General features: G+C 44.0%; 21 protein-coding genes and 1 tRNA gene. 3 read left to right on the top strand and 19 right to left on the bottom strand.

The window, feature by feature from the left end; genetic code table 11:
* Nucleotide 1: 1 nt before the first annotated feature.
* From ACPK8D_RS14025 to ACPK8D_RS13970, 12 genes are all read right to left on the bottom strand, one after another.
* Nucleotides 2-1345 (bottom strand): RNase J family beta-CASP ribonuclease, encoded by a 1344-nt coding sequence (locus ACPK8D_RS14025; RefSeq protein WP_424718477.1) that lies wholly within the window; start codon nucleotides 1343-1345, stop codon nucleotides 2-4.
* A 1216-nt stretch (nucleotides 1346-2561) separates the two neighbouring features.
* Nucleotides 2562-3659, bottom strand: coding sequence for a type 2 isopentenyl-diphosphate Delta-isomerase (gene fni, locus ACPK8D_RS14020; protein ID WP_424718476.1), 1098 nt, complete (start codon nucleotides 3657-3659; stop codon nucleotides 2562-2564).
* Entirely contained in the window at nucleotides 3656-4444 is a 789-nt protein-coding gene (locus tag ACPK8D_RS14015; protein ID WP_424718475.1) for an isopentenyl phosphate kinase, read from the bottom strand. Before ACPK8D_RS14015 ends, fni begins: the two co-directional genes overlap by 4 nt.
* A 257-nt stretch (nucleotides 4445-4701) precedes the next feature.
* Complete coding sequence (locus tag ACPK8D_RS14010) at nucleotides 4702-5607, bottom strand: mevalonate kinase (RefSeq protein ID WP_424718474.1); 906 nt, start codon at nucleotides 5605-5607, stop codon at nucleotides 4702-4704.
* Nucleotides 5608-5920: 313 nt separating this feature from the next.
* Nucleotides 5921-6724 carry an MEMO1 family protein gene (locus ACPK8D_RS14005; RefSeq protein ID WP_424718535.1) on the bottom strand — a complete coding sequence of 268 codons (804 nt, stop codon included), beginning with the start codon at nucleotides 6722-6724 and terminating at the stop codon, nucleotides 5921-5923.
* Nucleotides 6725-6787: 63 nt separating this feature from the next.
* Entirely contained in the window at nucleotides 6788-7531 is a 744-nt protein-coding gene (rpsB, locus tag ACPK8D_RS14000; protein WP_424718473.1) for a 30S ribosomal protein S2, read from the bottom strand.
* Nucleotides 7532-7601: 70 nt separating this feature from the next.
* Nucleotides 7602-7784 carry a DNA-directed RNA polymerase subunit K gene (locus tag ACPK8D_RS13995; RefSeq protein WP_424718472.1) on the bottom strand — a complete coding sequence of 61 codons (183 nt, stop codon included), beginning with the start codon at nucleotides 7782-7784 and terminating at the stop codon, nucleotides 7602-7604.
* A gap of 111 nt (nucleotides 7785-7895) precedes the next feature.
* Nucleotides 7896-7970 (bottom strand) — tRNA-Pro (locus tag ACPK8D_RS13990).
* Nucleotides 7971-8159, bottom strand: coding sequence for a DNA-directed RNA polymerase subunit N (locus ACPK8D_RS13985; RefSeq protein ID WP_310575648.1), 189 nt, complete (start codon nucleotides 8157-8159; stop codon nucleotides 7971-7973).
* 4 nt (nucleotides 8160-8163) lie between these two features.
* Nucleotides 8164-8568: a 30S ribosomal protein S9 gene (locus tag ACPK8D_RS13980; protein WP_424718471.1), complete on the bottom strand. Its 405-nt coding sequence runs from the start codon at nucleotides 8566-8568 to the stop codon at nucleotides 8164-8166.
* A gap of 13 nt (nucleotides 8569-8581) precedes the next feature.
* Nucleotides 8582-9004, bottom strand: coding sequence for a 50S ribosomal protein L13 (locus ACPK8D_RS13975; protein WP_424718470.1), 423 nt, complete (start codon nucleotides 9002-9004; stop codon nucleotides 8582-8584).
* 10 nt (nucleotides 9005-9014) lie between these two features.
* Entirely contained in the window at nucleotides 9015-9395 is a 381-nt protein-coding gene (locus ACPK8D_RS13970) for a 50S ribosomal protein L18e (protein WP_424718469.1), read from the bottom strand.
* A gap of 798 nt (nucleotides 9396-10193) precedes the next feature.
* Between ACPK8D_RS13970 and ACPK8D_RS13965 the strand changes: the two genes are divergently transcribed.
* Nucleotides 10194-11822: an alpha-keto acid decarboxylase family protein gene (locus ACPK8D_RS13965; RefSeq protein WP_424718468.1), complete on the top strand. Its 1629-nt coding sequence runs from the start codon at nucleotides 10194-10196 to the stop codon at nucleotides 11820-11822.
* Between the two features lie 207 nt (nucleotides 11823-12029).
* On the opposite strand, the gene ACPK8D_RS13960 is transcribed toward ACPK8D_RS13965, so the two are convergent.
* The 4 genes from ACPK8D_RS13960 to ACPK8D_RS13945 all read right to left on the bottom strand — a co-directional run bounded on the left by ACPK8D_RS13960 (nucleotide 12030) and on the right by ACPK8D_RS13945 (nucleotide 16775).
* Complete coding sequence (locus tag ACPK8D_RS13960; protein WP_424718467.1) at nucleotides 12030-12533, bottom strand: DUF2240 family protein; 504 nt, start codon at nucleotides 12531-12533, stop codon at nucleotides 12030-12032.
* Between the two features lie 288 nt (nucleotides 12534-12821).
* Nucleotides 12822-14393 carry a phosphoglycerate dehydrogenase gene (serA, locus tag ACPK8D_RS13955; protein WP_424718466.1) on the bottom strand — a complete coding sequence of 524 codons (1572 nt, stop codon included), beginning with the start codon at nucleotides 14391-14393 and terminating at the stop codon, nucleotides 12822-12824.
* 149 nt (nucleotides 14394-14542) lie between these two features.
* The gene (locus tag ACPK8D_RS13950; RefSeq protein ID WP_424718465.1) at nucleotides 14543-15412 is read right to left on the bottom strand and encodes an RPA family protein; all 870 of its coding nucleotides are present in this window, start codon (nucleotides 15410-15412) and stop codon (nucleotides 14543-14545) included.
* Nucleotides 15405-16775 carry a Single-stranded DNA binding protein gene (locus tag ACPK8D_RS13945; protein ID WP_424718464.1) on the bottom strand — a complete coding sequence of 457 codons (1371 nt, stop codon included), beginning with the start codon at nucleotides 16773-16775 and terminating at the stop codon, nucleotides 15405-15407. The genes ACPK8D_RS13950 and ACPK8D_RS13945 overlap by 8 nt, the downstream gene beginning before the upstream one ends.
* 321 nt (nucleotides 16776-17096) lie before the next feature.
* Here ACPK8D_RS13945 and ACPK8D_RS13940 point away from each other — a divergent pair, with 321 nt between their 5' ends.
* Nucleotides 17097-18203 (top strand): right-handed parallel beta-helix repeat-containing protein, encoded by a 1107-nt coding sequence (locus ACPK8D_RS13940; RefSeq protein WP_424718463.1) that lies wholly within the window; start codon nucleotides 17097-17099, stop codon nucleotides 18201-18203.
* Nucleotides 18204-18715: 512 nt separating this feature from the next.
* Here the strand turns inward: ACPK8D_RS13940 and ACPK8D_RS13935 are convergent.
* On the bottom strand, nucleotides 18716-19684 hold the full coding sequence (locus ACPK8D_RS13935; RefSeq protein ID WP_424718462.1) for a glycosyl hydrolase family 28-related protein: 969 nt from the start codon (nucleotides 19682-19684) through the stop codon (nucleotides 18716-18718).
* A gap of 1229 nt (nucleotides 19685-20913) precedes the next feature.
* Nucleotides 20914-22629 (bottom strand): glutamate--tRNA ligase, encoded by a 1716-nt coding sequence (locus tag ACPK8D_RS13930; protein ID WP_424718461.1) that lies wholly within the window; start codon nucleotides 22627-22629, stop codon nucleotides 20914-20916.
* Nucleotides 22630-22659: 30 nt separating this feature from the next.
* On the opposite strand from ACPK8D_RS13930, the gene ACPK8D_RS13925 reads away from it, so the two are divergent.
* On the top strand, nucleotides 22660-22827 hold the full coding sequence (locus ACPK8D_RS13925; RefSeq protein ID WP_424718460.1) for a hypothetical protein: 168 nt from the start codon (nucleotides 22660-22662) through the stop codon (nucleotides 22825-22827).
* A 339-nt stretch (nucleotides 22828-23166) separates the two neighbouring features.
* Here the strand turns inward: ACPK8D_RS13925 and ACPK8D_RS13920 are convergent, their stop codons facing one another.
* Complete coding sequence (locus ACPK8D_RS13920) at nucleotides 23167-24006, bottom strand: EFR1 family ferrodoxin (protein WP_424718459.1); 840 nt, start codon at nucleotides 24004-24006, stop codon at nucleotides 23167-23169.
* Nucleotides 24007-24606 lie beyond the last annotated feature (600 nt).

Below are 24606 nucleotides of genomic sequence, written 5' to 3'. Positions count from 1 at the left end.
ATTATTCTTCTATATATAACACTTCACCGTTTCTGAGGAGGTGTACGGTATCTCCCAGTACATATCCGGCATCTTCCGCCATCTCGATGTAGTGTCCGTGCATCTCCATATCCCCATGGGCAGGGATTACATGTTCAGGATTCACCATGCGCAGAAGTTCCCAGTGGTCTTCCCTGTATGCGTGTCCTGAAACGTGCACATTGTCATAAATCCTGGCGCCCCGCATTTTAAGCTTGGTCTCAAGGGCATAACGGTTAGCCTGAGTCATGGGGCTCGGGATCACATTTGCAGAGAAAATAATCCTGTCTCCCGGTTCAACCGTGTAGGGCGTCTCCCCGTTTGCGATTCGTGTAAGTATGGAACCCGGTTCCCCCTGGTGCCCGGTGACGATTGGGAGGTACTTGTTCTTCCCTTCCTGGATAATACGTTTGAAGGCCCTATCAACATCTTTTCTCTGGCCGTACATCTCGACATTGGAAGGCAGCTCCAGATATCCGGTGTCTCTCGCAGCCCCGACATAGCGTTCCATTGAGCGGCCCATAAGCACAGGAATCCTGCCCATTTCCCCGGCTGCTTCAATAATTGCTTTTAGCCTGGGAATGTGGGAGGCAAAGGTGGTGATGATCATCCCGACATCGGACTCTTCCGTTCCGAGCAGCACATCCCTCACCATATCTTTTGCAATCTGTTCCGAAGGAGTTTTTCCTGAGCGCCCGGCATTCGTACTCTCTACAATCATTGCAATAACCCCTTCCTTTCCGAGGGCTTTGAGGCGCTCGAAGTCCGGAGCTTCGCCCATTGTCGGAGTCCGGTCCAGTTTGAAGTCGCAGGCGTAAAGAACCGATCCAACTGGAGTGTGAACTGCTGCAAGCACACAGTCAATAATGCTGTGCTGGACATTGATGAATTCAACGGAAATATCTTCCGTAACCTGGTAGGTCCCACCCGCATTCAACGGAATAACCCTGTTGCAAACCTCAAACTTGCGCTCGGCCTCGATCTGCTGTTTGATAAGGGCCGCTGTATATGGTGTAGAGATAATCGGGGCATTATACCTGTGGGCAAGTTTCGGAATTGCACCTATGTGGTCAAGATGCCCGTGGGTACAGACAATTGCCCGGACAGTACCATTAATTTCTTTCATAATGGTATCATCAGGAATTGCCCCCATCTCGATAAGTTCGAGTGAATGCATTTTGTCAATTTCAACGTCTTCATGGATCTGAACCCTATCGAGCCGAAGCCCCATGTCCAGAATGATAATATCTTCACCTATGATTACCGCAGTCATGTTACGGCCCATCTCATTATAACCGCCGACTGCAACAATTCCTATTTCAGTCATATTTTTACCTCTTATGTATTTTTTTATCCTTGTGAACCCCAATCCTCAAAACATGGATCAGGAGATGACCTTAAAGTTATATCATGATGTGAATGGAAAGCATAATATAGAATCTAACACAGAATCAGCCTTAGAGCAGTCACTACTCAGACCCTGCTCGCAGGGAGAACTCAACCCCCGGATGAGACGATTCATTTGCATCTCTTGCAGAAGAATTCCACTTTAGATATATATTTGTTTCAGTATACAAATATTCAAGTGCCTGTTAAGTGCTCCAGAACTGCCCAGGACTACCTTCAAATCCTCTTTTCCTCAGATGCATTCCTTCAAAGGATTTTACCTGCCAGATCGAACGATTTCTGGCTACTAGTTCAATTAACAGAAGCCTTTACGTGCTCTTCCTTTACTGGCCAGTATTTCAGTATTTCTTAAGAACCTGATTCTCAACCAGTTCTGCAGGGTAAGATTTCCGACTTTAAAGTGCTTTCATAACGTAAAGTCCTCTATTTAAGCCGATTCTCCGAGGGCTTATCCAGTAACCTGCTTTGCTATTTGGGTCTATTTTTAATTGATTCTTATTCCTGATTCTTATTCCTGATTCTTATTCCTGCTGATTCTCACTAATCCATTCTTACCTGGATTATTCCTATCATGATAACTCTCATCAGTTGATTCCTGAGTCGACAATTATCATAAATTATTCCTATTCCAATAATGAAATCACTTCATACTAAGTAATTTCAGCCTGGGTAACTGTGAAACTAATTCTTAGTTTAATTGATTTTACAGTAATTCTATGAAACTAATTCTCTGGTTTAACCGATCTTAGATACTCTATGAGACTAATTTGTTAATTTAATGGATCTTGGGTAATTCTCTGAAATTAACCCTTAATTTAGCCAATTTTACAGTGACTGATATTCTGGTATTTTGTGAATCCTGATGTAGATTCTGGGGTAATTGCTACTGACTTCCAGATAGTTCAGTCAGACTTAATAATTGTCCTTAATGATCCTGGATAGATTTTCCATTATCTGGAAATATGAAATATTATTCATATATTAAAGATTTATTTCGAACATTACTTTCATATCATGTATAAATATTGTTATGGAACGAACCTTCTAATGAACGTATCTGCTATTAGACTTTACCGGTATAATGTAAATTTTAATACAGATAACAGGCAAAAGTAGCCGAAGATCTTTGCTATGCTTTAAAAAGCATCTCCTGCTACTGCATAGTCTTTTACGTTAAAGCCGCGTTGCCCCAGGTACTCAAGGGTCCAGCCAGTAACAACCACAGGTGCGTTACGCAGATCCTGTATGTTTGCACAGCCGCAGAGAAACATTGCAACCCTGAATTCATCCAGCATGCGGGAAAGTACCCTGACAACCGATTCTTTCCCTTCAAGGGCAGGGCCCACAAAAGGCAGGGCTGCACTTGCCGCACTGGCTCCGAGAGCAATGCATTTAGCTATATCTACCCCTGTCCTGATCCCGCCTGTTGCGATAATTGGCAGGGAAACTCTGGCTTCTATAATGCTGGCAACTGTAGGAATTCCAAAATCCCAGAAAAGTTCCCCAAGATGTTCCGAGGTCGAATCTCCACTTTCCCTGGCCCTGTATACCTCAACACCTGCCCAGCTTGTACCTCCTGCGCCTCCTACATCAATTGCGGACACGCCTGCTTTCTGGAGGAGAAAGGCATCTTCCCTTGAGATTCCGGCTCCTGTTTCTTTAATGATTACTGGCGTGCCCAGTACTGAGCAGATCTCTTTTATCATATCGAGGCAGCCAGTGGCATCCCTATCTCCTTCTGGCTGGATGGCTTCCTGCAAGAAGTTAAGGTGAATGGCAAGGGCGTCGGCATCGATCATTTCTATGAGTTTTTCAACTCCGTCAACCCCATATTCGCGAATCTGGGCAGCGCCTACATTCCCATACACAAAGGCATTCGGAGCTTTTTCCCTGACAATCCTGAAAGACTTTTCCTGTGCAGGGTCATCGATTGCAGCCCTCTGGCTGCCAACTCCTATTCCTACTCCCAGTTCTTCGGCTGCGGCGGCAAGGGAAGCGTTTACAGGAATCGTATCAGGATGCCCTCCAGTAATCGACGCGATAAGGAAAGGAGCTTGCAGGCGCTTTCCAAAAAGGTCTACAGACAGGTCCAGTTTATCCATATCGAGTTCCGGAAGCGCCCTGTGGATCAGGGTCACATCCTCAAAGCCCGCGCTGACTTTTCGGGACTCAACCGGGCTTTCAGCACATAACTTCAGGTGTTCGATCTTTCGCTTTGAAGTCGTGTTGATCATACTTCATACCCTTTATCCGGACTGATTCTAGTTCCTATGGAGTCTCCATTTAAGAACCGATATATGTTATCCTCTTTTCCGGCATTGAATATATGTGATGTAATACAAGACGTTTTGCTAAGTTCCAGAAGTTCCTGCACTTTCCCGAGCATACCACCCGTAACATCGGTGCTTTCCGAGCCTCTTATGTAATGCTTGAAATTTTCAAAAGTTTCCGGGGTGATTTCAGGTACGGGTTTTCCATCCTTATCAAGTACTCCATCCTCTGCCGACCCCAGCCCAAGTCGGGTGATCTTGAGTTCTTTTGCAAGGTAGGGAACGATCTGGTCTCCTGAGAGCACGCACGCTCCGAGTTCAAAATCCATAACAACGTCTCCGTGCAGCACCGGTACAAAACCTTTCTCGAGCATGAGCTTAATGTTATCAAGGTACATGCTCTCGATTCGCCCATTTCTGCAAACCGTACAGCCCATAGGATGTACAGCTATAGCCCGGGTTCCATACTCATTCAGAGCATCTACCACCCTTGATGCAAGTTTCTTGACAGATTCATGTGTTATGATCGCTCCTTCCTGATCAAAACTCCTGTCAAGCCCGTATTTTTTAGCGTAAGTGTGCCCAAAGGAACCTGCACCGTGAACAACAATTATTTTTCCCCGGTATTCGGAAACTTCCTTTGCAATCCTCAGGAGGTCAGCTTCTCTTACAACCCCTTGATCTGCAGCTTTGTCAGTAATGATGCTGCCTCCAAGTTTCAGGATAACAGGTTCTGTTGAGACCTTCATGCCATATCACTTAATACCTTTTTTAAATTTCCTTTACTGGTAACCGCGAAATAATGAAATAAAGCTTCAGAAATATTGAAATAAGCTTCAACAAAGTAGAGGTTCTCCATATAGTACGGATCCCTCAATTCGATACAACTTCTTCAATTCGATACAGCTTCTTCAATTCAATACAGCTTCTTCAATTCAATACAGCTATTCGATAAGGTACAATTTTCTCAATTAGGTACCGATTTATTAGAGTGGATTCGAGATGCTCACTCGGATTTCAAGCCCTGCTCAGTGGGTTTTGTTATGGTTTCCTTGCCACCTGCCTTTGCAATGGCTTCGGCAACCTGTATGCATTTATCAGGTGCGGTAAGGGCAACCATGCATCCTCCCCCGCCAGCGCCTGTAATTTTTGCCCCGAAAGCCCCGGCTTTCCGAGCTGAATAAATTAGCCTGGAAAGTTCGAGAATATTTACTCCAAGGGCATCCAGAATCCCCTGATTTACGTTCATAAGCCTGCCAATGGAAGGGTAGTCGCCTGCAAGGACAAGAGATTCCCCGATTTTAGAGATCGTACCGATTGAAGCCATGAGGGGCTCGATAAGTTCGGGGTAACTTTCACGGAGCTTCCTGACATCTGCCACAAGCTCTTTTGTGGAGGAAAAAACTCCTGTATCCCCTATTATAATTCCGCAATCCGGCGTCCTCAACCTCCTGCGGTCAGGGATGGTAACAACCCCTCCGAAAGTAGAAACATAGGTATCTGTGGGGCTTGCCGCTCCCTGAACCTTAATTTCGATCTCATGGCCCAGTTTTGCAATCTCGTTAAGAGAAAGCCCGCAGCCAAACAGCTCATTGAGAGCGCCTATACTCGCAATTGTCACAGCTGCAGACGACCCTAGCCCGGAACCTACAGGAATATCGGAATCAACATCCAGCATAACGCCTTTTATCGGGACGATTTCTCTTATTTTTTCAATAACTGAGGAGATATAGGGATGCTTTTCAAAATCAATCCCTGTTCTGCCGATCTGTGACTGGATTACTACAGAATCGCTGATTTCTGCCCTGACACGGGTCCTCAACTCAACAGCACACGCTATTGCAGTTTCTCCGTAAACGACTGCATGCTCTCCGAAGAGATAGATTTTCCCGGGTGCAGAATATGAAATCATGTTATTCCTCTGAAAGTCCCAGATTTGATTGAAGCATGTAAAGCAGTGATTTATACTTTAATATGAAAGCGAATTTATTTTTGAATGCAATAGGAAACTTATTTTTGAATGTAATAGTAAATTTATTTATGGATACACCGTAAATTTGTTTCTGAATATTAAAATCAATTTATTTTTGGATGTCTACCTTATTTTTCAAACCTATATTAAGTAGATAGCGGTGAAAATCCATAAAAAATTTATTCCGGTATAAGTAAGTATCCCGGTATCCTTGAATTGAAAACGAGTATGTTCCATTTTCCGCAGAATTTCTCTACTCCACGATAATCGCGGCATATCCCACAACTGCGTTCATATCTCCTGAAACATCCCCACTGTTTGAATAGTTAAGCAGTTCGGCCCGGTTCGCACCAAGCTTCTGTGAAGCTGTTAACATCGCGGCAATCGGCCCATATCCGCACACGGATGCGTTTCTCCTGTAAAGCCTTTCATATATTCCCGAAATATCCAGATTAAGGATAGCCTCTATAACTTCATTGTCTATTTCCCTTGCAAGGTTTGCAGGCTGGTAATGAGTAAAATCGCTGGATGCAATGAAAGCTATTTTTTTCCCGCTTTCGGAAGCAAGATTGGCTACAAGGTTCCCCACCTCGGTTGCGGTTTCTTCATCCTGCATACCCAGGCAGATAGGAAGAATCCTGAAATCATTATCGAAGCGGTATTGAAGGAAAGGAAGCTGAACTTCGATAGAATGCTCGTACCGGTGTCCGAGCTCATCCGCATCAATAATACTTCCTGACAGCCCCCCGGCAAGTTCACGATCAACCTCGAGTGTTCCCAGGGGAGTTTTCCAGGTATCCGTAGATACTGATACAGGTGAGCCGTATCCCGTATGGTTGGGACCGAAAATAACATATGTGTCGGCTTTGGGAAGAGCTGCATAAACATGTGCAGCGACCTTCCCTGAATAGACATACCCGGCATGCGGGCAAACTGCCCCGAGGACATTTCGTTCCCGGATCTCCAGACCTTCAAAACATTGCTTGAGTTCTTTCTCCAGATTTTCAGGACGCAGGGGATAGAACTGCCCTGCAACTGCTGGCTGTCTCATTTGTATCACCCATATAAGATATGGGTCATTTTTATATAGCCTTGCAGTATGCAGGACTGCTTCTCGGGATCAGAGAGGTGTTTCGAAGTCGGTCAACTCGTAGTTGAAAGGAGTGCCATTAAGCCGGGATACTTCCCTTGCAAGCAGCCAGTAGACAAGGGAAAGAGCTTTTCTACCTTTGTTGTTTGTGGGAATTACAAGGTCCACGTTTGAAATCAGGTTGTTGGTATCACAGAGTGCTACAACGGGTACACCGATACTGGAAGCTTCCTTCAGAACCTGGGCGTCGCCTGCAGGGTCGGTTACGATTACAACATCAGGCTCAAAGAAACCGTGGATCTGAGGGTTTGTAAGCAAGCCGGGAATGAATCTTCCGAGCATTGCTCTGGTGCCGAGTGCCCTGGAAAACATCCTTGCAGGGTGCTGCCCGTACTGCCTTGAGGAAACCACAAGAATTCTTGAGGGATCGTAATGAGACAATAACTTTGATGCAACTCTGATTCTTTCGTCTGTTGACTGGATGTCAAGTACATATAATCCGTCAGTTCTGACCCTGTATACGAAACGCATCATATCCTGGGTCTTCTGCTGGGTACCTATGTGAACACCTGCTGCCAGGTATTCGTCAATGGACACAAGGGATGTGGAACCTTCTTTAGCAGAAGCTGCTTCATCCTCGGTTTCTACAGGAACAGATCCGGTTTTTGCTGCGGCTTCCTTTTCAGGTGCAGGTTTTGCTTCAGCCACGGCATTTTCTTCAGGCACAGGCTGTTCTTCGGTTTCCTCCTGCCCTGTTTGCTCAATTTCCTCCATAAAGTCACCTCATAATATAGAATCAACAATAAAACACATTCGATATCTGAAAATGTATCCCACTGCGTTTTCAATTGATTTTACGTTTGACCGTGATAGGAATAACTCCGGCCTTCAACTCTTCAATAGCGACACTGAGAGGATCCAGCCGCCCGTCATCTTCAACAAGCACAGGAGCCCCCATTGCAATCTGCAATGATCTTGCACCTACAATTCGTGCACGCTCGAACCGGGTATACTTTTCCTTGACCAACTGATCACCCTAAACTTAAAAACGCTCCGATGAATTCCGATAATTGAAAATCATGATAAGTTTGATATTTTACAGTACATGCCTAAAACCAGCACCCTTGAAATAGGGAAATGGGACCGCTGAGATTCGAACTCAGGTTCCGGCGTCCCGAACGCCGAAGGATGGACCAGGCTACCCTACGGTCCCTTACTGGTACGGCGAAAGCACATCAACGAGTTCGACATGGCTTAGAATCATTCTGCGGCAGCAGTAGCGGGTGATCCCTAGATCATCCAGCACTGCGGCACCATCTTCGCCATCATTGACACGTCTTTTGTACTCATCCCAATAGTTTGAGATTACTTTTCCACATGAGAAACATCGGACTGGGATCATAGTCTTACCTGTAAGATTTCTGGTATTTAGCCCTTGCTCCAGGTCCACCAAAGTTCTTTGACTCTTTCTGCCTGGAATCGCTTACAAGTAGATTGCGGTCATAGCTTGCGAAGTTATCTCTGATGATTGTGTCATTTGTCCATTCCACAATACCTCTGGCAACTGCGGTTCTTACCGCATTAGCTTGCCCGATAATTCCACCGCCCCGGACATCTACATTAATATCAAGCCCGGAGACCACTTCATTTCCTGCGATCAGCAGAGGTTCTGAGATCTTCATCATTACAAGCTCTGGAGTATATAGCTCGAGCGGAATTTTGTTGATCCTGACCTTACCGGTTCCTTTCGTGACTGTTGCACGTGCAGTTGCAGTCTTGTGCTTTCCAGATGAATTAACTACTTTGACCATGAGGACTCACCCTTTAGAACTTCGAACCCATTTTCTGGCTCACTTCACCAAGCTCAATATATTTACTGGAGCTTAAAAGCCTCATATCGGCATCTGCAATGGTGATTGTTTCAGCGCCCTTGAGTTCATAGGGGACACCTACATAGACTTTGAGCCTGGACATTGCGTCCCTGCCTCTTGCTCTCTTATAGGGCAGCATGCCACGGATAGTCCTCTTAAGGATGCGGTCCGGACGCTTCGGGAAGTAAGGCCCGAATTCCGTAGCTCCTCTTTCCCGGGTCTCCCGGTAATCTTTGAGGGTGGTAGCCCTTGAGCCAGAAATTACGGCTTTTTCAGCATTTACAATATAAATCTTTTCGTCTCCTGAAAGCAACTGTTTTGCAACCGTACTTGCAAGACGCCCCAGAATAAGCCCATTTGCATCGATAACCGTCATCTTCGACACCTCAGCGGAATATCCGGATACCGGACCCTTTTGGATTTGCTTCCATTATCTCTTCGAGACTCAGGCACTTGCCACCGGCCCCAGTGATCTTGTCAATTGCAGAGTCACTGAAGGTTAGAGCTGCAACAGTTACAGAGTGGTCAAGGAGACCTGCGCCCAGAACTTTTCCCGGAATAAGCAGGATATCATCCTGTGCAGTGTGCCTGTTGATCTTACTTATATTCACAGCCGCATAGTTTCTGGACGGCATCTCAAGACGTTTCGCGATATCCTTCCAGATGGGGGCATTGTTTGCGTTTGCCCCATCTTTCAGGGTAAGAATCAGAGAAACGATTCTTGGATTTGTTTTTCTTGTCAGTTTTACCAGTGATTTTTTACCCAATGTATGTTCCTCCGCAAGATTTGTATAATCTCACTCACGCGGAAAAAAATTCCCGATCGCGTTCGAACATCGCTATAATTGCCTCTGCGGGACTTAATCCCGGAAACGGCAAATTAAAGAACAAGCGATTAGTCGGAATTGGTATGATGTGAATAACATTTCTAGTACATAAAGATTATGTGCATACGTAGTTTCAATTTGCTAGACTCCAGATAATAAAAATGTTTATTTCTTTTCCATCGACTTGTAACGCGTAACGTTTCGGAATAAAGCTGTGCTGGCATGTGTCCCATTACAAGCAGCAGATACACTGGCAGATACACTAGCACAACTCCGGTATAATCCGCTCACTGAAAACCGGCATTTTCGTTTATTACAGTATTTTCGTTTATTATTAATTATAAAGCCAATTTCGGAGCTAACTGATGGTCAGGACGTATTGAGAAAAAACCCTATTTTTATAATATTAAGTGAATTATATCACTAGGGGAATGATCAATCTCGGGGGAACGGGCAATATCGTGCTGGGTCAGTATCTTATATGTGAGCAAGCACCGAAACCACCGGATTTCTACGTAGATGTCAAAACTAAGGTGGACTGCATGTTATCAGGGCCTTAAGACAAAGAAGCCTGCATAACTAGCCCTGTCACTCCTGCTCTGTCTGCGTTCCGATAGCTGCTGGGGAACCTGCGACAGCCCCGCTTCGAGCCTAAAAGTAACCAAACTTCTCAAAACTGATGAAAACCGGGCTTGACCGATGTAATGAGATAAGTAAACTCAACCGGGTGGTACTACTATGCCGACAGTTATTCAATATCTTCTTGATAGATTAAAGCAACTGGGTATAAGGGATATTTTCGGCGTGCCAGGAGACTTTGCGTTTCCTATCAACAATGCCATATGTGATGATAAGGAACTTCGCTGGATAGGCTGTTGCAACGAACTGAATGCCGCTTATGCTGCTGATGGGTATGCTCGTATTAATCGCATGTCAGCACTGTGTACTACCTTCGGAGTGGGTGAACTCTCCGCATTATGCGGTATAGCAGGCTCTTATGCGGAGCACAATCCGGTATTCCATATTGTCGGAATGCCGAAAATGCAGGTACAGAAGAGACATGCCATAGTGCATCACTCACTGGGGGACGCAGAGTACGGCACATTTACAGATATGGCTTCGTTAGTCGTATGCGCGGAAACCATACTTACACCGGAAAACTGCGTTGAAGAAGTCGAGCGTGTTATCGATGCAGCTCTGGAAAACCGCCAACCTGTCTATATTGCAATACCTCACGATTATGTGAATACAGATATCTTATCCTTTACGGCACCGGCAAAAATGCCTGTAAAAAGTGATCCTGCAACTCTTGAAGAAGTGGTCTCGATTATTGAAGGTAAATTATCGAATGCAAAGCAAGCCTGTATTATGCCGGGTTTCCTTGTTGACCGTTTTGGCCTCAAGGGCCTGGCTATGGTTGTTATTAATGCTTCAGGCTTGCCCTATGCTACTATGGCGCTGGATAAGTCGATGCTTGACGAGACTAATCCCTCCTATATGGGATTATACATGGGACAGCTTATCAATCCTGAAATTAAGGAGTTTGTGGAATCCTGCGACTGTATACTTGCCATAGGCACGATCCTATCCGATATTAATCTGGGCATGTTTACGGCAAAACTGGATAAATCCCGAATTATCAATATCATGCCTTCCAGTGTCCATATCGGGTATACTGATTACATAAACGTACAGATGCTTGATGTACTGGAGGAGCTCACCAGAAGGCTTGATAAGCGTACCGATATTAAGTGGCCTGTGGCCAGACATCCCGCAATTCCAGAGGTAAATGCTGAAGACCCGATAACGGCTGACTACTTATACGCCAGATACGCCGAATTTTTTAAGCCCGATGATATAATTATAGCTGACTCTACCTCATCCTTTTACGGGTTACTGCCTTTACCTTTACCGAATGGAGTTAAGTTCCAGAGCCAGATGCTCTGGGGAGCAATAGGCTGGGCTACTCCGGCTTCTTTCGGCGCTGCTCTGGCTGCACCTGACCGGCGGGTGATTCTTATAACGGGCGAAGGGTCACACCAGATGACAGCTCAGGAGATTAGCCAGTTTTACCGCTATGGTCTAAAGCCTATTATCTTCGTGCTGAATAATCACGGCTACCTGATAGAAAAAATGCTATCTAAAAAATTAGATTACTGTTATAATGATATTCCAGAATGGCAATACCATAAGTTGCCAGAAGTACTTGGTTGCAATAACTGGATAACAAGAAAAGTCACTACCTGCGGTGACCTTGATAAGATCATGAGAGAGCTGAATAATGCTAAAACAGGTGCATATATAGAAATAGTTACACCACAATTATCAGCTCCTCTACTTATGGAAACAATTCATAAAAATCTGTAAAGTCCGTAAATTAAATCCTCAGTCTGTAAATTAAATCATCACCTTAAAATTAAATAATTAAAGAGATTATAAGAATATTGTCTAAGAATATTGTCCAGGAAGGCAGCTTTCATCTTGACTTTATTTTGACTTCATTTTGGCTTTATTTTGACCACTTAAGAGAGCTGCGACTTCCTTCCCATCTATTTGAGTAATTGAAGAATTTTGTTAAAAAGAGATACTGAGTACAGACCTGGCAACTTTTCCGAAGATTGCTTCAATGTCACACCCAAACTTTTTTGCCACGATAAGTGCTACGATTCTGATATCCACAAGGTAGGAAAGCCGGTCCTGCATGGAGTTAATTTCAGAAACGAGTTTCTGCCGGTTTATCCCGCTATCTGCGGAAATAAATTCCAGAACCTGCTCAAAGGAAATTTCTTCTTTTACCTGCGTTTTTCCTCCGGAGCTTTTTTGATTTTCAAGAAAATTCTCCGACGGCTTGAAAGCATGCGGAAGCCGGATACTTTCCACATTAAAGCAAGGCACAAGAGCCCCGGCTTTAAGGGAGAGAAGACCTTCTTCAAGGGCTTTTTCCCTAACCTTTGAGGCGATTTTCGGGGAAAACCATTTCAGGTCAAAAGCCAGGGAGTACTCAAAATCCTTTTCCGAAAGAGAAGCTGAAAGCGTTTTTTTAAAAGGAACGGAAACTACGCGTTTAAGTTCTTCCATTAACTGACCCCTTAAAAATTGATACTGGCAAGAAGAGTATATTATTAGTCTATTATAATACTGAGAGTTTAATGTGATGGCTTAAGTTTAATGTAATAGCTTAATAACACTCTGAGATAAATAAATTTCAGATAACGAAATTTCAGATAAAGAAGTTTAAGATAATAGTTTAAGATAATAGTTTAAGATGAAGAAGTCTAAGGTTAGACTTGAAAAATTTAAACGCTCCGGCTCAGGATTTTTCATCCTGAGCTTTTGCCGGAGTAAAACCTTCCTGAAAAGGAAAGTTTAGAGGGTCACAAGTTTGGCATCGAGTATTCCTTCAACTTTCCGGACCTCATCAAGGATAGGGTCAGAAACTTCAGAGTCTACGTTAAGGACCATCATGGTCACGCCTCCGATTTCCGCCCTGCCAACCTGCATGCCTGAGATATTGATATTGTTTTTGCCGAGCACCAGGCAGCACGGTCCGATAACATTGGGCCTGTTAATGTGTTTGGCAAAGATCATACGGCCTGCAGGGAAGATGTCTACCCTGTCCTCATCGACGGCAACGATTTTAGGTTCATCCCCGACAACCGTGCCTGCAACCAGTTTCGCCTGTCCGTTGCTGCTAAGCCTGATACTGATAGTTGAAGAGTATTCCTCCGAAGATTCGGACTTGCTCTCCACGACTGCAATCTTTCTGGATTTTGCAAGGATAGGGGCATTAACATAGTTTACTCCGGAACCTAGAGCCATCTCAAGCAGCCCTTTGAGTGCCGAGACTGTAAGGGGCCTGGTGTCCTTTCCGGAAATCTCCCCATTGTACCCGATTTCTACCTTTTCGTAATTTCCATTCACGAGCTGCCCTGCAATCTTGCCCATAATCTCCGAGAGCCTGATATAAGGGGCAAGGACTGCCATAGCTTCCGGCTTTACCGAGGGGATATTGATTGCGTTCTTTGCAAGCCCGCCTGTAAGAACGGATACTACTTCCTTTGCAATATCAATTGCCACATTGACCTGGGCTTCCTGTGTGGAGGCTCCAAGATGAGGAGTAACAACGACATTGTCATAATTCAGGAGAGGGCTGTTGAAAGGAGGCTCTTCGATGAAAACGTCTATTGCTGCGCCGCCCACTTTTCCGCTTTCAAGAGCTTTTGCCAGGGCTTCTTCGCTAATAATGCCGCCGCGGGCGCAGTTGATGATTCTGACGCCGGGTTTCATCAGGGCAAACTGTTCTTCATCGAGAATATTCCTGGTTTCTTTAATAAGAGGAGTGTGCACTGTAATATAGTCGGCTGCTTTTGCGATTTCGTTAACTGTAGCCAGTTTGACTCCAAGCTCGACGGCCCGCTTTTCGGAAATAAAAGGATCATACCCCATAAGGTTCATCTCAAGTCCTGAAGCCCTTTTTGCGACTTCGGAACCGATTCTTCCGAGCCCTATGATTCCCAGAGTCTTGCCTTTGACCTCAATGCCCGTGAATTTATTGCGTTTCCATTCCCTTGCTTTCAGGGAAGCGTTTGCCTGGGGGATGTTCCTGGACATTGCCATCATCATGGCAATAGTGTGCTCTGCTGCCGAAATCATATTCCCTTCGGGAGCGTTAGTCACAATAATGCCTTTCTTTGTAGCTGCATCCACATCAACGTTGTCAACTCCGACCCCGGCTCTCCCGATAACTTTCAGGTTGTCGGCAGCCTCGATAATCTTTTGAGTGACCTGAGTGCCGCTGCGTATTACAAGAGCATCGTAATCCTTGATTTTTTTCACCAGCTCGTCTTCGGAAAGCCCGGTGGAAACGTCAACTGTAAAGTGTTCTTTTAAAATCTCCAAACCTTCGTTGGAGAGTGAGTCGCTGACCAATACTTTCATGTCAATTTCTCCAGATAAATACGATAAGCATGAAACATTAAATTTTAATAGAGAATACCAATCAACCTGATTACACTTAAGCATTATCACCCATATTAGAGGCGAACCCTGCTCGTTTTGTTTTTATTAAGGTTTTCTTCCCTGCAAGATTATCCTACCAGCCTGATTATCCCTATCTTCGGTTCGTAACACTGCCCGCCCGCAAGCAGAGCACGGATTACCTCTTCTACAACCTGCTCAGAAATGCCTCTGGAAGCCGCAGCGTCTATAAAAGCTGCGTAATCTACTCCTTTGTTTCCACCCATTTCCCTGAGCAATTCGAGCACAAATTCCTTCTGGTCAGCCTTGGCGCCTGTACCATCGCCTGAATCCAGATCCAGGGTTTTGAGGCCCTCCCTGATGGAAGACCGAAGTAGTTTTGCAAACTCACCGGGAGAACGTTCCCGTTCAAGCGCAATGGAAATCCCTTCCGCAAGCTCGGAAGAAACGCCTTTCTCCATAAGGTATTCTCGAAGTTCTTCTCCATGATATCCGCTGGCGAGGGAATCCGAGAAGGCTTCAAGCCTCTCAACCGTCTGTTCTGCGGTATCTACAACCCATCTGTTGCGGATTTCCTCGTCCACAACATTTGCCTCTTCAGCCCGGATAGAGACAAAAACCGAGCCGGGCTCTGGTTCGTAGATCCTGGCTTTTCCTGTAAGGGCAATGAAAGCAGGAACCTGTACCGTTGAAAAGAAGATAGAAGCTTCAGGCTGGTACTGCCCTGCGTATACCGTAAAAGCCCCAGTCGGATCAACTATCCTGGCCTTCCACATCTCGCTCTGTGTTCCTATGTTGTCAAGTTCCGTGACAACCCCAACCACAAAAACACGATTAAGGATGAGCCCAAGCGGGCTAATAAGCAGGTTCGGGATTTTCGAATCTGCGGTTTCCGAGTCAGACCGTGCGGATTTTTCAAGTTCTCTGCAGGCTTCGAATTCCCTTGCAAAAACCCGCTTTGCAACCTCTCGTTTAAGCAAGGTCAATTCCCCCACCGGAAACCTGCGAACACGTATCCTGTCCATCCTCTTCATCCGGCCCGAGCCTGCGAAGCAGTTCCACTACCCTGACCGCAAGATCATCTTCAGGTACCCAGGCCTTTTCAGCTACAAATGAAATTCCGTATTCGCCTTTGGAAGCGTTGCCCCGTACTGCAAGATAGCGGCCTGTAAGAAAGCGCCTTAAATCTTCATAGACTGCATCTTTAGAGACATCAGAGAACATCAACTGTTCGGCTTCTTCAAGAGTTTTTCCATAGATAATTTCCGCAAGTTCTCTTGGAAACATAACTGACATGGAGCCTGTTCCGTCATCCAGTACGGCTTTGATCCGCATATCCCGTATCCCTTCTACCTTGCCGTGCACCCTGCAGCTTCCTTTCTGGATTACACGGCCGCATTCAGGGCAGCGGGAAATAATGCCTGAACCGGGCCTGACTGAAACCACATTGCCTGCTGCGGCTACGTCAAACAGGCTTTCTCTGGAATCGATTTCTTCAATTTTGAGGGGAGCGGGATCTCCGGCTGTGGATTCGAAGGTAAATGCGAGTTTTTTAGCCTCTTCCGGCCCGACCTGGGAAACTTTTGTGCTGCTCAGGATATTGACCGACGGCATTCCTCTAAACATCCTGACCTGAGCTCCCTCGATCCGGATAATGCTTCCTATGTCAATGCCAGCAAGTTCAGTCCAGGCCGTAAAAGGCAGCCTGCCGGTCTCATCCCCAAGCACGCCTGAGATTACTCTGGACTCGCGTCCTTTTACTAACACTTCCCTGTGAGAAAGCTGAAGCACGCAGGCTACGGTGTCGACGGAAAAATCCGCAGCTCCTATGTCAATTAACTTTTTTGTCTGGCTTCCTGAAAGTGTGGATAGGGGAGGAAGCGCAGAGTCCGAAATTTTAGATACGAGAGACTGCTCCCCTATCGAAAGCCTGATCCGGTTCTGCCAGATACGGGTATAGGCGTTTTTGATGTTAATAACATCCCCGATCGAACCTGGCAGCTCCCTCCAGGAAGAAAACAGAACTGACCCGGTTTCGTCCGCAAGAACTCCGGTGTAAAGCCTGGAAGGGCCTTCCTGAGCCCCTTCCTGCGGGCGGATTGATTTTTCCCCAAGATCCAGGATCCTGCCTGTAAGCTCAAAATTTTTAAGGTTAGCAGACAGGTCCTTTATTTTCAGGACTTTCCTTTTTCCTCCGAACTTGCGGAGAATACTCTCTTTTGCAACATCAGGCGGCACGCGAAAAGCAATGAGTTTCTCAAACTCTGCCCGGATGCTAGTCTTTTCAAGGTCTCCAAGCGCCCTGGTTAACTCTTCAAGGTGGGGCGCAATCTTCTCATCCATTTTTAGGCCTCCATTCGAGACAATAACAAAACAATAAAACTTTAGAATATTATGGGATTTTACAGTATTTAAGGCTATAATTGAAAACTAATTTCCTTTATCGTAGAGGATAGTGAACTATTATTTAAGGATAGCTGTTTAGAATTTTTGATTTCCAAAGGTATATTAATTTCGGGATAAAATTTCTTTTCTGGTAAAGTATTGAGAGAAATTTTGCTAAAAATTGGTAAAAATCCTGGAAAAGGGAAACTTTTCTTTTTCTAGAAAGCTAAAGCCTGATTAAAGGAAATGAAAGCTTGAAACGGTAAAGGGAGAACTAATATGAGAAGACTAAAAGGAAAGAATTTGAGAGCTTTTAAGCTGACAGCACTTGCGATTATTCTGGCAGTTCTCTGCACCTGCTCGGCCGCCTCGGCCTCGAATTTAAGGGTAAGTTCGGAAGCGGAAGGGGATTACATCTCTATACAGGCCGCAGTAGATGCCGCAGAAGCCGGAGACACGATTTTTGTAAAGCCTGGAACCTATGTTGAAAACCTCAAAATAAATAAAGGGGTGAGAATCTGGTCGGACTCGAGAAAGCCTGAAGAGACAGTTATAAGGGCAGCCGACCCCTCGGAAAGCACCGTTGAAATCAGCGTGGACCGGGCATCTTTCAGTGGATTTGGCATTGAAGGCTCGGAGAAAGCAGGAATCCTGCTAACAGGGGCTAAAAACTGTTATGTCAACAATAACAGGGTCCAGGGGGCCGAATACGGCATTCTACTCAATGGTTCCGAAAGCAATACTATAAGCAACAATCTCGTTGCCCTTAATGAAAAAGGAATAAGGCTCGAAAGCTCCAATTCAAACGACATCCTGGACAATATAATTGCCTACAATTACGGTCCCGGAATCTCCCTTGAAGCGAGCAGCAGGAATTTTATCTATAATAACTACCTCAAAAATACCGAAAACGTCGAAGAAAAAGCCGTAAACTCGGAAAATCTCTGGCAGAGCCCTCTCGTGACAAGACAGAACCTCGTCCGGGGCCCTTACATTGCCGGAAACTTCTGGGCTAACCCTGAAGGCAAAGGCTACAGTGAAACCTGTGTGGATGAAAACAGCAACGGGATTTGCGATGCCCAATATAATATCACAGGCGGAGGAACCGATAAGTCTCCACTTTTCCCAAAAGTCCCGAGTGCCGTTAAAGCCCTTGAAAGCAGCCTGAATGCCAGTGCTTATGAGCAGGGACTGGCCGACAGGGAGAATGCAACCGGCTCAGAAACGTCAGCAAATGAAACCGGAGGAACAGCGGAACCAACAGCTGAAAACGCTACAAATGAAGAGGCTTCAGGAGAAGCCGAATCGCCTGGCCCGGGATCTGGAATTGTGGCTATAGCTATAGGCGCGGCTTATTTCCTTACAAGGGCAGGTAAAGACGAGTAAATAGCTTCAAAATTTTCTCACTGGAGTAATCTTCCTGACGCTGGGGGAAGTCTGCACACCGGAGTGACCGAAAGTCGCTTCCTGAGACTCCTTCAGTTTTTGATGAAATTTGAAGAAACAGGCATTAGTAGAAAATCAGGTTCACGTAAAAACCCTGCAGTATTTCGGTACAAAATGTGAAAAAAACTTTAGAGTTTTGAATAAACTTAATAAGGTTACTAAAGTGGACAGCAGGTAAATTGCTTAAACACGGTGAATAAAAAAGCTCTCAAATATGAAAAAAGGATAAAAAGGTCAGCTGGTTAGATAGAATCACTCTTCTTACCCGTGACCTTATTTTACTAATTCAGTTTAAAATATTTACTTGCTTTTTACCGTAATACGTCCAGACTTTATTACCGTATTACTTCCTATCACATTCTTTACTGTCAAGCCGACAGTGTACTTTCCTGCTTTACTATGTGTATGTGCAGGACTCTGAATGTTGAATATCTTCCATCTTGTTTCTTGAATCAGTTGTCAAGAGAGCCGTATCCGTACCCTTTTGCTACCCAATTCTCAACGTTGCGATCGGATGGCCCCAGTGTATTTGAGCCTGATCCTACCTGAACGTAAGGTGACACGTTCCACATAACGTTATCATGGACCTTAATTGAGCCGCTTGCATGAACGTTTCCAACGCCTGCACTGCTGCTTGATCCTTTGAAATCATGCATGATATTGTGGTGGACATTCGCATTTGTCAATTTATTTTCCAGCTCAACGCAGCACCAGCCAGATCCGGCACTACCTGAGAAGGTATTATGGTCCACTTCAATGTTTGCGCAATTGTCTATCCTGACACCTGTATTGGTTTGAACCTCAACATCACAGTTATACATTCTGGAATCCTTGGTGCCTGATAAGAATGCTACACCATCATGTCCTACGGAATACATTCTGCAATTATATACATCTATTCCGGAACTTTTACTGATTCTGACACCATCACTATACAGATAGCGAGTGAATAAAATGTCATGTACTTTACTATTGCTCACAGACCTGAATTGTATGCAGTTTCGATAGTTTCCGTGACCACCATCACGAGGTCCGGTTGCCGTACTTTTGAATTGAAGATCACATACTTCAACGTTGGAAACACCTGACCCGAATACGTACGCAGATGATCCCTCTGAGTTACAAACTGAACCAGTGGCAAAGATTATTGTATCGTCGCCTGCACCTTTCAGTACTATATTAGATTTCAATATTATAGGTGCACTTATCTTATAAGTGCCAGCACCAAGGATGACATATCCCGGGTTACTTGATGTTGCTTTTGATGCCACGGAATTTATTGCTTTATTAATTGCAGCCTGGGCATCTGCTCCAGATGTCGCATTTACAGTTATTGTATTCTGTGCGCCTAATGCAGCGGGTACGCTTGTTAAAATAAGGCATGTTACTAGGAATAGGGTTCCTATCTGTCTTTTTAGCATCGTATCACCTTTGGGTTGAGTTTGGAATCTGAGTAAACTCAAAAAACTTTATAGGGTCAGAGTATATTTTTTCCCAGGGCATATACGGCCGTTAAGCTAAGATCTACTGTCAGGAATAGGGTTTCCTGCTTCATTTCCAGCATCGTATCACCTTTGGGTTGGAGTTCGAATTTGGGCAAACTCAAAAAACTACAGGATAGCAGTATGTTTCTCCAATAGTTGATACGGTTGTTAAAATAAGACCTGCTGTCAGGAATAGGGTTCCTAGATTCTTTTTTAGCATCGTATCGCCTCTGGATTGGACTTCGAATTTGAGTAAGCTCAAAAACTCCAGGATAATCGTATACTCTTTCCCAGATATTTCTCAAAATTCCATATTACGTTACTCGTAATGTTTTTCCGAACTATCTAATTAGACCGAGTCTATATCAAATATCTAATTATGCCGGGTCTATACGGTAATTCAAAGATTCTAATTACGTCTGCGTAATATTTTGAATCTATCCAATTCGGTTCTCTGCGATTTATGTGGGGCGGACACGCTGCACACAGAGTTTCACTCTCCAATCACATTATAGGGATCAGTCATCGGAGGTGGGGCCGGACATAGAAGTTCTGGCTTCTATCACTCAAAATCTGTTACTGACCACAGGATATTACTGATTATGGTCAATACCTGGTGTTTCACTAGATACGGCCTCTAACCAGGTCAACTCTTTTGAAAAGCTTTCGTTTATCTGTTGTTTAATTGCTAAGTTGACATCTAAGGTTTATACCGATTATATTATAAAATATTTTTGCTTTTTTGAATAAAAATTTAGACAATGTGCTCTATATAACGACAAAAAGTTATTAAAAAAGGACCAACTTTAATTGAATATTTCTACCATTAACTTCAAGAATTCAAAATACTTCAATGAAGCTGTTTAGAAATTGAAGACGAAAATATTTTTGCTTTCCTAATATGATAACTGAGAAAAATTATGAAAATAATATGTTAATTCTAACCAGTGATTTATTTCCAGAGGTTGTCTTAAAATTCAATCATTTTCACAATTGGATAATGGGTAATTTTAGGTGCTGTGGGTAACGTTAACTGTTTCAAATGGGCAGATCCTAATAAAATAAACTGATTAATCCATGCCTTCTCATTAATGTAAAAAACAAAAAATTAACGGAAAGTAGATAAAAGAAAAAGAACAGTTATCTGCCCCTTTTCTGTCCCAAAATCATTTGTGGGCAAAATATGCCACAACCTCTTCTTCATCTACGGCATCGATCCTGCAAAAACCGAAACGTTCGAACTGTACGATCCTGTCAAGTTCGGTTGCAATTCCGTGCTCACCGATTCCGTTAATATCGCCTTCGGGGCCGCGTACTTTCACATTTATTCCGTCAAGCGGAGCCCAGTGTATAATTTTCGCTTTTGCTTTTTTAAGGGCTTCAAGAGAAATATCAGAGAGTTTTGCCTGAAGCGGGGAAAGCGAGGTAATTTCGATATTGCAGAAATCTTTTAAGCGGATTACGGAACCCAGTTCCAGCTTTTCGGTATCATCCAGGCAGACAAGCACCTTATTTCCTACAGCAATTTCCCGAACCCCTCTGGAATGGTCAGTAGGATGGAGAGGAAGCTTAGCAACTGAAGGTTCGGCATCTGTTATTTCCAGTTCGACCGGATTCCAGACAAAGAAATAGCGGTTTGCAACAGGGTCTATAATTTTGCGGTTTTCGGCGTAAAGAGACTCCATGCTTATGCTTACATCGGTCATTCCGACTCCCATCTCGATCATGAACTTCTTGAGGGCTTCCGCCTGAATTCCACGACGCCGGATTGCCCGGATTGTGGGAAGCCTCGGGTCGTCCCAGCCGCTGTATTCCCCTGCTTCTATGGCTTTTCTCAGGGTACTGGTGCTGAACTTTCCGAATTCGTGAATCTTGACCCTGCCCCAGTGGGTTGTTTTTGGGTACTTCCAGCCGAAGTATTTGTAGATATAGCCTTGACGCTTTTCGCTGTCTATAAGGTCTTTTCCCCGGATGATGTGGGTCATGCCCAGTTCGTGGTCTTCGATTGCGCCTGCAAAATCCAGAAGGGGCCAGACAACGTATTTGTTCCCGATTTCAGGGCGGGGGTGCGACATCTTTCTTATCCTGAAGGCTCCCCAGTCCCTCAAAGCAGGGTCCTTGTGCTCTATATCGGTCTTGATCCTCAGCACTGCCTGCTGGTCTTCATACTCCCCGGCAAGCATTTTCTCCCAGTGCATAAGATTTTCTTCAGGGCTGACATCCCTGTCTGGGCACGCTTGTTTGGCATCCTTGAATTGCTTGAAATCTCCCCCTTTACAGAAACAGACATAAGCTTTGCCCATCTCGATAAGCTTTCTTGCGTAATCGTAATAGATAGGGAAATGGTCAGAGGCGTAAACAACCTGGTCAGGCACAACCCCGAGCCATTTGAAGTCATCGAGATACCAGTCATAAGCCTCAAGCATGGGCCGTTTTATATCAGGGTCGGTATCATCAAAACGCAGGACGAACTTTCCTCTGTATATTTTCACGTATTCGGAATTGACTACCATGCCTCTTGCGCTGCCCAGGGTCGCAGGCCCGTTGGGATTCGGGGCAAAACGCATTACAACTTTGCCGATTTCTGCTCCTTCAAGGGGTTTTAAGCCTTTGTCAGGCTCCTTTTTTACACTCAGGGCTTCGATAAGTTCGGGGGCAATTTCAGAAAGCTTTGCTTCCCAAGTTTCAGGATTCCCTGTGCCAATTTCGGCAACAATGGCTTCAAGAGCCTCCGACACTGCCTTCGGGTCGGATCGGAGTTGAGGGCACTCCCCCATTACCTTGCCCATTACAGCCTTGGGCTGGGGGGGTTTCCCGTATTTTACAGCGTTTTGATAAGCATATTTTTCAATTGTTTTAAGATCTTCAGGACTTAAGGTCATAGAAGTTTCTCCAAAAATAAACTGGATTGAATGATTCAGAATGCAAGCTTTTTCACAAACCTTTTCAAAAAAGGCTTGATCGCAAACCTTTTCAAAAAAGGCTTGATCGCAAACCTTTTCAAAAAAGGCTTGATCGCAAACCTTTTCAAAAAAGGCTTGATCGAAAACGGCGAGTCTGTGAATGAGAAATATTTATAATCCCTAGGCCCTATCCGGCGTGATCAAACGGCGCAACGTTTGTGGCTCAGCGGTTGAGGCTCAACTCTGGGTTCGAGAGGACTAATTTACAAATAAAGATACTGAAGTGAGCTTAATAGGGTTGATTTAGGAGCAAAAAAGATTATACCGTTTGCTCGACTGGTTTGCGAAAATATTATTTTATTCAGATAATAAAATGTTCTCTAATAATATATCCCATGAGTTTGGGAGTAGTTGTTGGAAATTACATTTAAAATTGATATTTTTCTTTCTTCTTAACCCTTTATAAGTTTATTTTGAATTCTTAAAATTGTGGAATCTACATTCTAAAGACAAGATTCAATCGCTTGTTTGTTTTTGTTCGGCAATATCATTTGCTGTTGCATATGGGTGAGAATATCTTTCGTTTTCTTCTGTGTATGATTTCATATAGATTTTTGATTTAATTTGAACAGCTTTCACAGGACAGTAATTGAGACAGGCGTAACAGAAAAAGCACTTCACATTTTCCTGCCACACAGGTTTATTATTAATCATTTTTATTTTTCCGGACAGGCAAACCTTTTCACATTTTCCGCAGCCCATACACCTCGAATTTGCATAAAAATAATCTTTTGCACCATTGAATTCGGCGTAAGCCATTCCCAGCCGAACCAGACGTCCTAATCCACGACTGGCTGGAATGAACTCGGAATCTTTTTCCCGGCTATTCTCTTGATTCATGATAATTTTTTGAATTGAATTGAGTCTATTCCGGACTTCAAATTCCAGTTTTGCGATTTCTTCATTTACTGAGGGACGATAATCCTTAAATTTCGGATCGTTAGAGGCCATGTTCAGAGTGAAATACGAATTAAGGCTTTTACCTCTTTTTTTCAGTATGTTATCTATTTCCATGAATGCTATATGCTGGGTGCCGGCTCGTGTAGCTATAGCAAAAATGTATCTGGTTGGCTTTAAATCCAGTTTTTTAATGAATTTCTTTACAGGGATAGGAATAGTCATACCATGAATAGGAAATACAAAACCTACCGTATCCGCACTGGTCTCTATGACATCTTTATTTAAGAGACTTACAATTGGGATCAGATTTGCTTCTGGAAGTCTTTTTTGTAATTCCTTTGCTACATATAGCGAATTACCGGTTCCTGAAAAATAATAAATCTCTACTTTAGTCATCAAAATCCCTGATTTCAGTCCTTTTGATTATTGCCCCTTTATTTTTATCTGGCTGATATTATATATATGTAGAAGAAGATTAAACTTACATTGAACAAGATTTCCTGTTCAAAAGAAAATGCGATATGAGATAGTAATGTTCCATTGGATATTAGTACTACAGACACTTTCGACAATGCCTGATTTATAGCAATATTCAGAAAATTGCAAAAACGAAGAAGACCTGTGTTATTGCTAGAATTAAAAGACTTGGAAGTTCTTATTCTTCTTGCTTATTTTTCACCTGCCAACTTTCCATTTGAAGGGCGATGAATGCAGAAATCAAAACCAATCCTTTTTACTGAAATTGGAGTAAGATGCTAAGAATCAAAGACTGAATCTACTGAAGAGCTATAGCTAACTTAACAAAAAAGTACCTGACTCAATAGAAAATTATCGAACTCAGCAGAAAAGTATAATTTTAACTTAAAAAAGAAGAAACTTCCGTGTCAAAAAGACACGGAATATTCATATTTAAATTGTGTTCCTGATTAATTATTTTGGAGGCCAGTTCTTTTCCATCCAGCCTGGGAGCCTTCCGGAGTCCATTGGACCAACCAT

This window comes from Methanosarcina sp. (assembly GCF_049706645.1).
Lineage (GTDB): Archaea > Halobacteriota > Methanosarcinia > Methanosarcinales > Methanosarcinaceae > Methanosarcina.
Note: the sequence above shows the minus strand (reverse complement) of the source record. Positions and strands in the feature narration are given on the sequence as shown.

Bases quoted from the DNA above. Each gene is read 5' to 3' on its own strand.
- ACPK8D_RS14025 (WP_424718477.1), bottom strand. From the start codon at position 1,345: ATGACTGAAATAGGAATTGTTGCAGTCGGCGGTTATAATGAGATGGGC.
- ACPK8D_RS13985 (WP_310575648.1), bottom strand. From the start codon at position 8,159: ATGATCCCAGTCCGATGTTTCTCATGTGGAAAAGTAATCTCAAACTAT.
- ACPK8D_RS13960 (WP_424718467.1), bottom strand. From the start codon at position 12,533: ATGGAAGAACTTAAACGCGTAGTTTCCGTTCCTTTTAAAAAAACGCTT.
- rpsB (WP_424718473.1), bottom strand. From the start codon at position 7,531: ATGGAGGAAATTGAGCAAACAGGGCAGGAGGAAACCGAAGAACAGCCT.
- ACPK8D_RS13945 (WP_424718464.1), bottom strand. From the start codon at position 16,775: ATGGATGAGAAGATTGCGCCCCACCTTGAAGAGTTAACCAGGGCGCTT.
- ACPK8D_RS13930 (WP_424718461.1), bottom strand. From the start codon at position 22,629: ATGACCTTAAGTCCTGAAGATCTTAAAACAATTGAAAAATATGCTTAT.
- ACPK8D_RS13980 (WP_424718471.1), bottom strand. From the start codon at position 8,568: ATGGTCAAAGTAGTTAATTCATCTGGAAAGCACAAGACTGCAACTGCA.
- serA (WP_424718466.1), bottom strand. From the start codon at position 14,393: ATGAAAGTATTGGTCAGCGACTCACTCTCCAACGAAGGTTTGGAGATT.
- ACPK8D_RS13920 (WP_424718459.1), bottom strand. From the start codon at position 24,006: ATGACTAAAGTAGAGATTTATTATTTTTCAGGAACCGGTAATTCGCTA.
- fni (WP_424718476.1), bottom strand. From the start codon at position 3,659: ATGATCAACACGACTTCAAAGCGAAAGATCGAACACCTGAAGTTATGT.
- ACPK8D_RS14010 (WP_424718474.1), bottom strand. From the start codon at position 5,607: ATGATTTCATATTCTGCACCCGGGAAAATCTATCTCTTCGGAGAGCAT.
- ACPK8D_RS13965 (WP_424718468.1), top strand. From the start codon at position 10,194: ATGCCGACAGTTATTCAATATCTTCTTGATAGATTAAAGCAACTGGGT.
- ACPK8D_RS13975 (WP_424718470.1), bottom strand. From the start codon at position 9,004: ATGACGGTTATCGATGCAAATGGGCTTATTCTGGGGCGTCTTGCAAGT.
- ACPK8D_RS13925 (WP_424718460.1), top strand. From the start codon at position 22,660: ATGATTCAGAATGCAAGCTTTTTCACAAACCTTTTCAAAAAAGGCTTG.
- ACPK8D_RS13940 (WP_424718463.1), top strand. From the start codon at position 17,097: ATGAGAAGACTAAAAGGAAAGAATTTGAGAGCTTTTAAGCTGACAGCA.
- ACPK8D_RS13935 (WP_424718462.1), bottom strand. From the start codon at position 19,684: ATGCTAAAAAGACAGATAGGAACCCTATTCCTAGTAACATGCCTTATT.
- ACPK8D_RS14015 (WP_424718475.1), bottom strand. From the start codon at position 4,444: ATGAAGGTCTCAACAGAACCTGTTATCCTGAAACTTGGAGGCAGCATC.